This is a genomic window from Catenulispora sp. GAS73, assembly GCF_041262085.1.
In the GTDB taxonomy this organism is placed as follows: Bacteria; Actinomycetota; Actinomycetes; order Streptomycetales; family Catenulisporaceae; genus Catenulispora.
Genome location: NZ_JBGCCM010000009.1, coordinates 84,447 through 97,501, shown reverse-complemented (window position 1 = coordinate 97,501; position 13,055 = coordinate 84,447). Strand labels below are relative to the sequence as shown.

Here is a 13,055-nt window from a genome sequence, read left to right as displayed (position 1 = left end):
GAGGCGGGTGATGTTTCACGTGAAACATCACTCCCGGGTACTCAGTTCTGCTTCTTGGGCTGCGCCGAGGCGTCCTCGTCCAGACCGAGCATCTGGCGCTCTTCCTTGCTGAGCCGTTCGGTGCCGGTGCGTTCTGCGGGCCCTGCGGCAGGTGCCGCCGAGGCCGACGCGGCCGGTGCCGGGGTCGGAGCTGCCGGAGCCGCGGGGTTCTTGTCGACCGGAGCGGTCGTGGTGATCGCCGGTGCCCGGGACGTCGTCGCCGCGGTGCCGTACGTGCTCTGATCCGCCGTCTTCGCCGCGGGCCGCTCGGCCACCACGGTCCGTGTCGGCCGGCCGGCCATCATCAGGGAACCGATGATCATCAGCAGGCCGCCGGCGAACGCGTAGGCCGCGCCGGAGCCGAGCCCGCGGTTGTTCGCGCCGGTGACGGTCAGCTCGCCGGCCGCCTGGCCCTGGCGCACCATCCACAGGATCGTGAAACCAAGCGCGACCACGCCGGCGGAGCCCACCATCGCCCGGGAGCGAAGCAGCACGCCGGCCACCGCCAGCACCGCCGTGACCAGGAAGACCAGGAAGACCGAGTCCATCACCCCGGACCCCGAGGGCGTGATCCCGGACCCGAAGACCTCGTAGAACTTGTAGGCGCTCCCGTGCCGGTTGTTGTACCAGGGCTGCCAGGGGCTGACGAGCGTGGCCGCCGCGCCGATCAGCGCGAGCAGACCGCCGAGGACGTTCCGCATTTCCAGGCTCCTTCCACCGCCCCCACAAAACGACCGTAAGACGCGGGCCGGTAGCGTGCACCTCGACTCCCCGGTCGCGGGGCCGTCCGGGCGCCATGATCGCGGAATCTTTTTTGTGAGGTTTCCGCGCAGGCCAGAAGCGTTTAGCGCATCAAAGTTGAGTGCCATCCGCGCAACCTTTTGACTTCGACCCACCGCACCGTGCATCATTGAGCGAACTCGACTCAACCTGCCGCGGGCCTTCCCCACGCAACACGCGACGCACAGCAGACACGTGGCAGCAACGAAACGTCTTTCGCGGAGGAACCCCCATGGCACGTCCGGTCGGCATCGACCTCGGGACGACGAACTCCGTCGTCTGCGTCCTGGAAGGTGGCGAGCCCACCGTCATCACCAACGCCGAGGGCTCGCGGACGACCCCGTCCGTGGTGGCCTTCGCCAAGAACGGCGAGGTGCTGGTCGGCGAGGTCGCCAAGCGCCAGGCCGTCACCAACGTGGAGCGCACCATCCGGTCGGTCAAGCGCCACATGGGCACCGACTGGAAGATCAACGTCGACGACAAGGCCTTCACGCCGCAGCAGATCTCCGCGTTCATCCTGCAGAAGCTCAAGCGTGACGCCGAGTCCTACCTGTCCGAGAAGGTCACCGACGCGGTCATCACCGTCCCGGCGTACTTCTCCGACTCCGAGCGCCAGGCCACCAAGGAGGCCGGCGAGATCGCGGGCCTGAACGTCCTGCGCATCGTCAACGAGCCCACCGCCGCGGCCCTGGCCTACGGCCTGGACAAGGGCGAGGGCGACCAGACCATCCTGGTCTTCGACCTCGGCGGCGGCACCTTCGACGTCTCGCTGCTGGAAGTCGGCAAGGACGACGACGGCTTCTCCACCATCGAGGTGAAGGCCACCAACGGCGACAACCACCTCGGTGGCGACGACTGGGACAACAAGGTCGTCGAGTGGCTGGTGACCCAGTTCAAGAACGCGCACGGCGTGGACCTGTCCAAGGACAAGATGGCCATGCAGCGGCTGCGCGAGGCCGGTGAGAAGGCGAAGATCGAGCTGTCCAGCTCCACCGAGACCTCGATCAACCTGCCCTACATCACCGCCAGCGCCGAGGGCCCGCTGCACCTGGACGAGAAGCTCACGCGCTCGCAGTTCCAGCAGCTGACCGCGGACCTCCTGGACCGCTGCAAGACCCCGTTCCACCAGGTGATCAAGGACGCCGGCGTCTCGCTGAGCGCGATCGAGCACGTGGTCTTGGTCGGCGGTTCCACCCGCATGCCGGCCGTGGCCGACCTGGTCCGCGAGCTGACGGGCGGCAAGGAGCCGAACAAGGGCGTCAACCCGGACGAGGTCGTGGCCGTCGGTGCCGCGCTGCAGGCCGGTGTGCTCAAGGGCGAGGTCAAGGACGTCCTGCTGCTCGACGTCACCCCGCTGTCCCTGGGTATCGAGACCAAGGGCGGCATCATGACCAAGCTGATCGAGAAGAACACCACGATCCCGACCAAGCGCTCGGAGACCTTCACCACGGCCGAGGACAACCAGCCGTCGGTGCAGATCCAGGTCTACCAGGGCGAGCGCGAGATCGCGGCGTACAACAAGCGGCTGGGCATGTTCGAGCTGACCGGCCTGCCGCCGGCGCCGCGCGGGCTGCCGCAGATCGAGGTCACCTTCGACATCGACGCCAACGGCATCGTGAACGTCTCGGCGAAGGACCTGGGCACCGGCAAGGTGCAGTCGATGGTCATCACCGGCGGCTCGGCGCTGCCGAAGGACGAGATCGACCGCATGATGCGCGAGGCCGAGCAGTACGCCGACGAGGACCACAGCCGCCGCGAGGCCGCCGAGGTCCGCAACCAGGCCGAGTCCCTGGTCTACTCGACCGAGAAGTTCCTCAAGGACAACGAGGACAAGGTCCCGGGCGATGTGAAGTCCGAGGTCGAGGCCGCGATCGGCGAGACCAAGGAGGCCCTCAAGAGCGAGGACTCCGCCACCATCCGCTCGGCTTCGGAGAAGCTGGCGACCACCAGCCAGAAGCTCGGCGCCGCCCTCTACCAGCAGGCCCAGGCCTCCGGCGAGGCGGCCGGGGCTCCGGGCGGGGAGTCGGCCGGCGGCACCGGTGCCGGTCCGGAGCAGGACGACGTGGTGGACGCCGAGATCGTCGACGAGGGCAAGGGCGGCCAGGCCTGACGCAGGCCCGCCCCAGGTTCCACCTGACGAGCGAAGCACTACGGCTAGACGGGGCCGCGCGGGGCGCCGATCATCTGTGATGATCCGGCTCCCGCGCGGCGCCACCCCCAGCGACACTGAAGCCTTCCCGACTGTGGGGAAGCGGCGGGTTCAGGAGGACCTTTCGTGAGCGACGAGTACACGGCCGAGCCGGGAGGCGAGGGCGAACGCGCCAACCTCGCGGTGACCGAGCTGCTGGCCAAACTCGCCGAGCGGACCAATGAGCTGCAGGGTGTGCAGGCGGAGTTGGCCGAACGCACCAACGACCTGCAGCGGCTGCAGGCCGAGTTCAGCAACTACAAGAAGCGCGTCGAGCGCGACCGGCAGGTGGTCAAGGAGACCGCGGTCGCCGGGGCGCTGTCGGAGCTGCTGCCGGTGCTGGACGACATCGGCCGGGCCCGCGAGCACGGCGAGTTGGAAGGCGGCTTCCGGCAGGTCGGCGAGGCGTTCGAGGCCGTGGTCGCCAAGCAGGGCCTGGCCCGCTTCGGCGCGGCCGGCGAGCTGTTCGACCCGAACCTGCACGAGGCGCTGATGAGCACCACGTCCCCGGACGTGGACGAGGTGACCGTGGCGGTGCTGTTCCGCCCCGGCTACCGGATCGGCGAGCGGGTGGTCCGTCCGGCGCAGGTGCAGGTCGCCGAGCCCGGACCGGCCCCGGAGGCCGAGCCGGCCCCGGAGCCGGCCAAGCCGAAGCCCGGCCCCGCCGCGTCGGCCGCGAAGAGCGCGCCGAACGGGAACGGCGCCGGTAACGGCGGCGGCAACGGGAACAAGGCAGCGGCCGAGGCGGCTGTGGAAGTCGACGACGACGACGATTCGGGGCTGTGAGCCCGGGCCGGCGACGAGGGCGACGCGTGAACGACATGGCACAACCCGGACGGGAGGCGTGGGTTTAGGTGGCCGTCAACAAGGACTACTACAAGATCCTCGGAGTCCCCAAGGACGCGCCGGCTGCCGACATCAAGAAGGCCTACCGGAAGCTGGCGCGTCAGTACCACCCGGACGCCAACAAGGGCGACTCGGCGTCGGAGGAGAAGTTCAAGGAGATCTCCGAGGCCTACGACGTCCTGTCCGACGACAAGCGGCGCAAGGAGTACGACGACTCGCGCTCGGTCTTCGGCAACGGCGGATTCCGGCCCCCCGGCGGCGGCGCCCCCGGCGGGTTCAACTTCGACCTCGGCGACCTGCTCGGCGGCCTGTTCAACCGCACCGGCGGCCCGACCACCGGCACCGGCACCACCGGCCGCACCACCCAGGCGCGGCGCGGGGCGGACGTGGAGTCGGAGGTGACGCTGAAGTTCAGCGATTCCATCGACGGCGCCACCGTCTCGCTGCGACTGACCTCGGACACGCCGTGCTCGGCCTGTTCGGGCACCGGCGCCAAGGCCGGCACCACCCCGCGCGTGTGCCCGACCTGTTCGGGCACCGGCCAGGTGAGCCGGAACCAGGGCGGCTTCGCCTTCTCCGAACCCTGCCGGGACTGCAAGGGCCGCGGCCTGCTGGTCGACGACCCCTGCCCGGTGTGCCACGGCTCCGGCCGGGCCGCCAGTTCCCGGACGATCCAGGCCCGCATCCCGGCGGGGGTCCGCGACGGCCAGCGCATCCGGCTCAAGGGCAAGGGTGCCTCCGGCGAGCGCGGCGGCCCGGCCGGCGATCTGTATGTGGTGGTCCATGTGAGCCCGCACGCCGTCTTCGGACGTGAGGACGACAACCTGACCGTGACCGTGCCCGTCACCTTCCCGGAGGCGGTCCTCGGAGCGGAGATCCAGGTCCCGACCCTGGGCGGCATGCCGGTGACGGTGAAGCTGCCGGCCAACTCGCAGAACGGCCGGGTGCTGCGCGTGCGCGGCCGCGGCGTGGCGCGCAAGGACGGGACCAAGGGCGATCTGCTGGTGCGCTTCGAGATCGCGGTCCCGGCCGAGATCGGCGCCGACGCCCGCGCGGCGCTGGAGAAGTTCCAGGAGGCGACCGGCAACCACCACCCGCGGGCGGAGTTGCTGGACGCCGCGAAGGGAGAGTGACGGAGCGATGGCCAAGAATCCGTTCCTGCCGCTGACCGAGGAAACCCCGGTCTACGTGATCTCCGTAGCCGCGCAGCTGGCCGGGATGCACCCGCAGACCCTGCGCCAGTACGACCGGCTGGGCATCGTGTGCCCGGAGCGCACCGGCGGCGGTGGCCGCCGGTACTCCGCCCGAGACATCGACACGCTGCGCGAGGTGCAGCGCCTGTCCCAGGACGAGGGCGTGAACCTGGCCGGGATCAAGCGCATCCGCGAGCTGGAGGAACAGGTCGCGGCGCTGTCCCGGCGGATCGCCGAGCTTGAGGCCGTGACGCTCTACCCGACCGGGAAGAGCGCGGTCCCGGTCGCTTCGCCGGTGGCACCGCCGGTCTCGCCGCTGCCCCCGGCCCCGCCGGGCTATCGCGGTGACCTGCTGCCGGCTCTGCCGGCCACGTTCACCACCGCACTGGCGGTCTGGAAGCCCCAGAGCAAGTGACCCGGGTCGAGCGAGCCGGGTCGAGTGAGGGTCCGGCGCTCGGCAGAGCGCTGACCGCAGAGCGCTGACAACTGAATGTTCGGGGGGCTTTTCTCTTGGAGGTTTCACAGTGGATTCGCAGAAGCTGACGACCAAGAGCCAGGAGGCCCTGAGCGTCGCGATCCGCGAGGCCACGCGCGCGGGCAACCCGCAGGTGGAGACGGTCCAGGTGCTGCTGGCCCTGCTCGGCCAGGTCGAGGGCACCACCCGGCCGCTGCTGGAGGCCGTGGGCGTGGATCGCGCCGCGCTCGGCAAGGCGGTCGAGGCCGCCGCCGAGCGCCTGCCGTCGGCCAGCGGCTCGACGGTCTCGGCACCCACCCTGGCCCGGAACACCCTCAACGCCCTGAACGCCGCCGGCGACGAGGCCCGCAAGCTCGACGACGAGTACGTCTCGACCGAGCACCTGCTGGTCGGCCTCGCGCTGGGCGAGGACGGCACGGCCGAGCTGCTCAAGAAGGCCGGGGCCACCCCGCAGGCGCTGCGCGAGGCGTTCACCAAGGTGCGCGGCTCGTCGCGGGTGACGTCGCAGGACCCGGAGGCCACCTACCAGGCCCTGGAGAAGTACGGCGTCGACCTGACCGCCTCGGCGCGCGACGGCAAGCTCGACCCGGTGATCGGCCGCGACGCCGAGATCCGCCGGGTGGTGCAGGTGCTCTCGCGCCGGACCAAGAACAACCCGGTGCTGATCGGCGAGCCCGGCGTCGGCAAGACCGCCGTCGTCGAGGGCCTGGCCCAGCGCATCATCGCCGGCGACGTGCCGGAGAGCCTGCGCGACAAGCGCCTGGTGTCGCTGGATCTGGGCGCGATGGTGGCCGGCGCGAAGTACCGGGGCGAGTTCGAGGAGCGCCTGAAGGCCGTCCTGGCCGACATCAAGGACTCCGACGGCCAGGTCATCACCTTCATCGACGAGCTGCACACGGTGGTCGGCGCCGGCGCGACCGGCGACTCGGCGATGGACGCCGGTAACATGCTCAAGCCCATGCTGGCCCGCGGCGAGCTGCGGATGGTCGGCGCGACCACGCTGGACGAGTACCGCGAGCGCATCGAGAAGGACCCCGCGCTGGAGCGCCGCTTCCAGCAGGTCCTGGTCGACGAGCCGACGGTCGAGGACAGTATCGCGATCCTGCGCGGCCTCAAGGGCCGCTACGAGGCGCACCACAAGGTCGCCATCTCCGACACCGCGCTGGTCGCCGCGGCCACGCTCTCGCACCGCTACATCACCTCCCGCTTCCTGCCGGACAAGGCCATCGACCTGATCGACGAGGCCGCCTCCCGGCTGCGCATGGAGATCGACTCCCGTCCGGTGGAGATCGACGAGCTCCAGCGCGCCGTGGACCGGATGAAGATGGAGGAGCTGGCGCTGGCCAAGGAGCACGATCCGGCCTCCCGCGACCGGCTGGCCCGGCTGCGCCTGGACCTGGCCGACCGGCAGGAGCAGCTCAACGCCCTGAACGTGCGCTGGGAGCAGGAGAAGGGCGGTCTGAACCGGGTCGGCGAGCTCAAGCAGCGGCTGGACGCGATGAAGTCGCAGGTCGAGCTGGCGCAGCGGTCCGGCGACTTCGAGACCGCCTCCCGGCTGCTCTACGCCGAGATCCCGGCCGTCGAGGCCGAACTGGCCACCGCCGCCACCTCGGTGGACGAGGCCGAGACGGCCGCGCCGATGGTGAAGGAGGAGGTCGGCCCGGACGACATCGCCGAGGTGGTCGGCGCCTGGACCGGGATCCCGGCCGGCCGGCTGCTGGAGGGCGAGAGCGAGAAGCTGCTGCACATGGAGGAGCGGCTCGGCGAGCGGCTGATCGGCCAGGTCGAGGCGGTGGCCGCGGTCTCCGACGCGGTCCGGCGGGCCCGTGCCGGCGTCTCCGACCCGGACCGCCCGACCGGCTCGTTCCTGTTCCTCGGCCCCACCGGCGTCGGCAAGACCGAGCTGGCCAAGGCGCTGGCGGACTTCCTGTTCGACGACGAGCACGCCATGGTGCGCATCGACATGTCGGAGTACTCCGAGAAGCACTCGGTGGCCCGGCTGGTCGGCGCCCCTCCCGGCTATGTCGGCTACGAGGAGGGCGGCCAGCTGACCGAGGCGGTGCGCCGCCGGCCGTACTCGGTGGTGCTGCTCGACGAGGTCGAGAAGGCGAACCCGGAGATCTTCGACGTGCTGCTGCAGGTCCTGGACGACGGCCGTCTCACCGACGGCCAGGGCCGGACCGTGGACTTCCGGAACACGATCCTGATCCTCACCTCCAACCTGGGCACCGCCGGCTTCGACCTGACGGTCGACGAGGCCCTGGACCCGGCTCAGGCCCGGCTGGACCGGCGCCAGCGGGTGGACAGCGCGGTGCGCGCAGCGTTCAAGCCGGAGTTCCTGAACCGGCTGGACGCGCAGGTGGTCTTCGACCCGCTGGGCACGACCGAGCTCGCCCGCATCGTCGGCATCCAGGTCGGCAAGCTGGCCAGGCGTCTGGCCGACCGCCGGCTGGTGCTGGAGGTCACCCCGGGCGCGAGCGACTGGCTGGCGATCGCCGGCTACGAGCCGGCCTTCGGTGCCCGTCCGCTGCGCCGCCTGGTGCAGTCCGCGATCGGCGACCCGCTGGCCCGCAAGCTGCTGGCCGGCGAGATCCGGGACGGCGACACGGTGCGGGTGGACGTGGACGTCGAGAACGACGCGCTGGTCATCACCTCGCAGTCGCCGCAGTCACCTCAGCCGCCGCAGTCGTGATGGAGATGATCGAACGTCGGGGGTGCGTCTAGCGTGGTGTCTGTGCCTGTTGCCGCCACTCTGCCGACCGTCACCGCCACCCGGTACGTGACCCCGCTCCGCGAGGGCGGTTCGCTGCCCGGACTGGTCGAGGCCTCGGACCTCGGGACGTACGTGGTGAAATTCCGCTCGGCGGGCCAGGGCCGCAAGGCCCTGGTCGCCGAGGTGATCGCCGGGGAACTGGCGCGGGCACTGGGCCTGCCGGTGCCGGCGCTCGTCGGGATCGAGCTGGATCCGATCATCGGCGCGGCCGAGCCGGATCAGGAGATCCAGGAACTCCTCAAGGGGAGCGAGGGCCTGAACCTCGGTATGGACTATCTGCCGGGGTCGCTGGGATACGACCCCTTGGCGTTTCCCGTGGAGTCCGAACTCGCCAGCCGCATCGTGTGGTTCGACGCGCTGGTGCGCAACGTGGACCGGTCCTGGCGGAACCCGAATCTGCTGCTGTGGCACCGCAAGCTCTATCTGATCGACCACGGCGCCTCGCTGATCTTCCACCACAACTGGCCCGGCGCGCAGAAGGGCGCTCTGGCTCCCTTTGACGCGGGCGACCATGTGCTCGCCTCTTATGCGAAGGACATGCCGGGCGCCGACGCGGCCCTCGCGCCGCTCGTCACGGAGGAACTGCTGCGCTCTGTCGTGGCGGTCGTGCCGGACGAGTGGCTGGCCGACGAGCCCGGATTCGAGTCCGTCGGCGCGGTGCGCGACGCGTACGTCAGCTATCTGCTGACCCGCGTCATCGGACCGCGCGAGTGGTTTCCACAGGTTGTGGATAGTTCCGCGCAGGAAGCCGCGCGGTCCGTGCAGAACTCCGATCTCAAGGCGCGCCTGAAGGCGAAGCACCCGAACTGGATGCAGGGACGGGTGAAGTGAGCGTTCAGCCCTACGAGTACTCGGTACTGCGCGCCGTTCCCCGCGTCGAGCGCGGGGAGTACGTCAACGTCGGCGTCGTGCTCTACTGCCAGCAGCTCGACTTCCTGGGATGCGCCACGCAGGTGGACACCGTGCGGGTGCGCGCGCTGGATCCCACAGCGGATGTCGAGGGGATCGAGGCCCTGCTCGGCGCCGTCTCGAAGGTCTGCTGCGGCGGACCGGACTCCGGTCCCGCCGGCCAGGACGCGCTGGGCCGGCGGTTCCGGTGGCTGATCGCGCCGCGTTCCACGGTGGTGCAGCCCGGTCCGGTGCACACCGGCCTCACTGCTGATCCGGCGGCCGCTCTGGACAGACTCGCCGGCTCAGTCCTCGGCTGACGTCTTCTCCGCCCTGGCCGCCTTGGCCGCCTGTGCGGCCGCGCCTCCCGGACCGGTCAGCCGTGACGACGCCTCGGCCCCGCGCTTCTCGATGTCCGCGATCATCTCGCGGTCCGCCCGCGCGGTGGCCCGGGCGTTCGCCTTCTCCACCACCGCGGGCAGCATCCCGTGGATACGGCGCAGGTGGTTCACCCAGGAGGGAACGCATATAACGCGGCTGCGCTTAGCGATTCCCTCGGTAACCGCCTCCCCGACCTTCTCCAGGGGATACACACGGGACGCGGGTCCGGGAGCACTCTTACGGAACTTGCCCAGGACCGGATGCGCGTCCGCGCTCGTCACCAGATCGGTCTTGATCCACGAGAAGTACGCGACGCCGACGTCCACACCGAGGTGCTTCACTTCGGCACGCAGGCTGTCGCCGAACGCTTCGGCACCGGCCTTGGACGCTGTATAGGCGGCCAACGCAGGAGGATGAATGAGCGCTGCCGCAGAGGAGACCACGAGCACATAGCCCCTGCGCTCGATGACATGAGGCAGCGCGGTGCGGACCGTCCGCCAGACGCCGAGCAGGTTGATCTCGATGGTGCGCTCGAACGCCGCCGGGTCGATGGAGCGGATGAAGCCGGTCGGCGCGACACCGGCGTTGGCCACCACCACATCGATGCCGCCGTAGTGCTCGACGATGCCGCCGATCGCGGCGCCGAGCTGCTCCCAGGACGTCACGTCCGCATCCCACGCTGTCGCGTCGGGGCCGCAGGACTCTGCGGTCTTGCGCAGCTCCTCGGGCTCCAGCCCGATCAGCGCGACCTTCGCCCCGCGCCGCGCCAGACGGCGCGCGGTCTCGGCGCCGATCCCGCGCGCCGCGCCGGTGATGACCACGACTTTCCCGCTGACGCCGGGCGGTCCCCAGGTTCCCATGACCGAACCCTACCGCCGGTAACTTACTGAGCGGTAGGGGTGCTGCGGGGTCAGCTGCCGACCTGCTGGCCCGCGGAGTTGAAGCACAGTGCCGGCGCCGGTGCCCAGTCGGACTTGCCGTACTGGCCGATTGCCTGGACCTGGATGCACGAGGTGCTTCCCGCCGGAAGCATGTAGGAGGAACTGGTGCCGTTCACCGTGACGTACTGATCGCCGCCGCCGTCGATGTTGTAGTGCAGGACATAGCTGGTCGCGCCGGGGTCCGCGTTCCACGACGCGTCGACCGTGGCTTCGCCGAACCAGGCCGGGATGTCGGCGCGGACGCCGGAGACGGGTCCTGGCGGGTTGTGGGCCGGCTGCGGCGGGGGCGCGGCCGTGGTCTTGTGGGTCGTGGGGTGGCTGACCGGCTGCGATGCCGTGGAGGAGCCCTGAGAGGTGCCCGGGTTGTTCGGGCTGCCGTCGTTGACCGTCACCGTGACGGCCACCGAGCTGCCCTGAGCCGGAGTCGTGCTGCCGTTGCCGGGCTTCACCTGGCCGACCGGTCCGTTCGACGTCGGAGTCGGCTTGCCGCTTGCGGAAGTCTGTCCGCCGTCGCTGGAAGATCCGGGGGTGGCCGGGAACGAACTGCCGGCCGACTGGCTCCCGGACAGCGAGCTGCCCGTCCGCGGAGTGCCGCCTGCTGAGTTTCCCGTGCCGCCGCCGCTGCTGCCCTCGACGATGGCGATGCCGGTCAGGATGACCGCGGCGGCTGCGGCACCGGAGATCACGGCGATCCGCTTGCCGCCGCGCTTCGGCGCGAGGGCCACGGTCGGTGTGTCGGCTGACTCGTTCGCGGTGACCGGCAGTCCGACGCCGAGCGGCGGTTGCTGCCACACGACTCCGGGGAGCGGCTGCCAGGCGATCTCGCCGAACAGGTCGATGATCTGCTGTGGTGTGGGGCGGTCCTCGGCTTCCTTGGCCAGACAACCCTCGATGAGTCGACGCAGGACGTCATCGTTCTCGGCGACGCCGCTGAGGTCCGGCTCGTTGTTGACTACGCGATGCAGGATCGCCAGCGGCGCGCCGTCGCCGAACGCTAGTCGGCCGGTGGCGGCGAACACCAACAGCGAACCCAGGGCGAACACATCAGAGGCGGCCTGAACAGAGCGTCCGTCGGCTTGCTCAGGGGACATATACGCGGGTGTGCCCAGAGTCTGACCGGTGTTGGTCAACAGGGACGCGTCCAATGCGCGGGCCACGCCGAAGTCGATGACTTTGGGTCCGTCCGGACCGAGCAGCACGTTCGCCGGCTTGAGGTCGCGGTGTACGACCTCTGCGGCGTGAATGACTTGCAGCGCCTGTGCGATCGCCACCGCTAAGGCACGAAGCCGCGCGTCGTTGAAACCGCCGCCCTGATCGATCGCGTCCTGCAGTGTCGGGCCGGGGACGTATTCGGTGGCCAGCCACGGCCGTGCGCCTTCGGTCTCCGCGTTGTAGATCTCCGCGATACGTGGGGAGTGGATGCGTTCAGCGACCTGTAACTCCCGCGCGAACCGCTTGCGGAACGCCGGGATCTCAGCCAGATCGGAGCGGACCATCTTGACGGCCGCTTGGCGTCCGTCGGCGTCGGTGCCGAGGAACACCCGGCCCATGGCACCCGATCCGAGCTGGGTGACGAGCAGATACGGCCCGACCCGGTCGGTCGCCGCGGCATCCCCCCTATGTACATTGCCGTTCATATTCAACGTGCAGCCTCCCCTGTACGGCGTCCCGGCCATTATGGGGCAGCAGGTCGATTCGCCGTACCCCGGTCCTCAGCGCAGGCGGCGGTCGTTCAGAACCGGCAACGCACTCCGTGTCCGCGCGACCAGTGCCGGATCCACGTCCACCCGCAGAACCTCTTCACCGGTACCCGCTTCGGCCACGACATTCCCCCAGGGGTCGATGACGACGGAACGTCCCCCCAGAGCGACCCCTCCGTTCGTCCCCACACAGTTCGTGGCGAAGACGAACACCTGGTCCTCAATAGCGCGGGCCTTGAGCAACACCCGCCAGTGCTCGATCCGCTTCTCGGGCCACGCCGAGCAGACGACCAGGTGCTCCATGCCCTCGTCCAGGAGCCCGCGGAACAGCTCGGGGAAACGGATGTCATAACACGTAGCCAGTCCCAGCGTTCCCCAGGGAGAGGGAACAGTGACGAGCTCTTCTCCGGCGCCCATCAGGGTCGCTTCGCCCTCGCTGAAGCCGAACCGATGGATCTTGCGGTATTGAGCTTCCACATCGTCCGGGCCGCGGAAGACCGCGGTGTTGTAGAGAGTTCCGTCAGGCGCGCGCTCTACATAGGAACCGAAGTGCAGCCACATCTCCGGGCCTGCACCTTCGTGCGTCCGGACCTTCTCCAGAGCGGCGATCGGCCGGCTGTCGGCGATCGGCTCGGCGTGACCGGTCCAGTTCTTGTAGTCGAAGCCGCCCGCCACCCAGAGCTCGGGCAGGATCACCAGCTCCGCTCCGGTCTCCCGTTCGGCCTCGACCAGCTTCACCACACGGTTCCAGCGGTCCTCGGGCGTTTCCGCGTCGTCGACGGCAAGCTGCATGAGCGATACGCGCATACTGCCGATCGTGCCAGAGGCGCACCGGTTCTGAGAACCGGTGC

Annotated in this window: 11 protein-coding genes; 7 read left to right on the top strand and 4 right to left on the bottom strand. The window is 69.9% G+C overall.

Annotation, left to right across the window (positions count from 1 at the left end; translation table 11 throughout):
• Positions 1 to 41 precede the first annotated feature (41 nt).
• Positions 42 to 740, bottom strand: coding sequence for a hypothetical protein (locus ABH935_RS15585; protein ID WP_370378595.1), 699 nt, complete (start codon positions 738 to 740; stop codon positions 42 to 44).
• A 311-nt stretch (positions 741 to 1,051) separates the two neighbouring features.
• Here ABH935_RS15585 and dnaK point away from each other — a divergent pair, with 311 nt between their 5' ends.
• The 7 genes from dnaK to ABH935_RS15550 all read left to right on the top strand — a co-directional run bounded on the left by dnaK (position 1,052) and on the right by ABH935_RS15550 (position 9,502).
• Positions 1,052 to 2,929 carry a molecular chaperone DnaK gene (gene dnaK, locus ABH935_RS15580; RefSeq protein ID WP_370378594.1) on the top strand — a complete coding sequence of 626 codons (1,878 nt, stop codon included), beginning with the start codon at positions 1,052 to 1,054 and terminating at the stop codon, positions 2,927 to 2,929.
• Positions 2,930 to 3,094: 165 nt separating this feature from the next.
• A complete protein-coding gene (gene grpE, locus ABH935_RS15575; RefSeq protein ID WP_370378593.1) occupies positions 3,095 to 3,793 on the top strand; it encodes a nucleotide exchange factor GrpE in 699 nt (232 codons plus the stop codon).
• Between the two features lie 68 nt (positions 3,794 to 3,861).
• The gene (gene dnaJ / locus ABH935_RS15570) at positions 3,862 to 4,986 is read left to right on the top strand and encodes a molecular chaperone DnaJ (RefSeq protein WP_370346022.1); all 1,125 of its coding nucleotides are present in this window, start codon (positions 3,862 to 3,864) and stop codon (positions 4,984 to 4,986) included.
• Positions 4,987 to 4,993: 7 nt separating this feature from the next.
• Positions 4,994 to 5,461, top strand: coding sequence for a heat shock protein transcriptional repressor HspR (locus ABH935_RS15565; RefSeq protein WP_370378592.1), 468 nt, complete (start codon positions 4,994 to 4,996; stop codon positions 5,459 to 5,461).
• A 109-nt stretch (positions 5,462 to 5,570) separates the two neighbouring features.
• Positions 5,571 to 8,213 carry an ATP-dependent chaperone ClpB gene (gene clpB, locus ABH935_RS15560; RefSeq protein WP_370378591.1) on the top strand — a complete coding sequence of 881 codons (2,643 nt, stop codon included), beginning with the start codon at positions 5,571 to 5,573 and terminating at the stop codon, positions 8,211 to 8,213.
• Positions 8,214 to 8,255: 42 nt separating this feature from the next.
• The gene (locus ABH935_RS15555) at positions 8,256 to 9,125 is read left to right on the top strand and encodes a HipA family kinase (protein ID WP_370378590.1); all 870 of its coding nucleotides are present in this window, start codon (positions 8,256 to 8,258) and stop codon (positions 9,123 to 9,125) included.
• Positions 9,122 to 9,502, top strand: coding sequence for a DUF3037 domain-containing protein (locus tag ABH935_RS15550; protein WP_194905111.1), 381 nt, complete (start codon positions 9,122 to 9,124; stop codon positions 9,500 to 9,502). The genes ABH935_RS15555 and ABH935_RS15550 overlap by 4 nt, the downstream gene beginning before the upstream one ends.
• On the opposite strand, the gene ABH935_RS15545 is transcribed toward ABH935_RS15550, so the two are convergent.
• The 3 genes from ABH935_RS15545 to ABH935_RS15535 form a co-directional block, all read right to left on the bottom strand.
• Positions 9,488 to 10,423: an SDR family oxidoreductase gene (locus ABH935_RS15545; protein WP_370378589.1), complete on the bottom strand. Its 936-nt coding sequence runs from the start codon at positions 10,421 to 10,423 to the stop codon at positions 9,488 to 9,490. The genes ABH935_RS15550 and ABH935_RS15545 overlap by 15 nt on opposite strands.
• Before the next feature lie 50 nt (positions 10,424 to 10,473).
• Positions 10,474 to 12,141, bottom strand: a complete 1,668-nt coding sequence (locus tag ABH935_RS15540) for a serine/threonine-protein kinase (RefSeq protein WP_370378588.1) — start codon at positions 12,139 to 12,141, stop codon at positions 10,474 to 10,476.
• Between the two features lie 75 nt (positions 12,142 to 12,216).
• Positions 12,217 to 13,011 carry a carbon-nitrogen family hydrolase gene (locus ABH935_RS15535; protein ID WP_370378587.1) on the bottom strand — a complete coding sequence of 265 codons (795 nt, stop codon included), beginning with the start codon at positions 13,009 to 13,011 and terminating at the stop codon, positions 12,217 to 12,219.
• Positions 13,012 to 13,055: the final 44 nt, after the last annotated feature.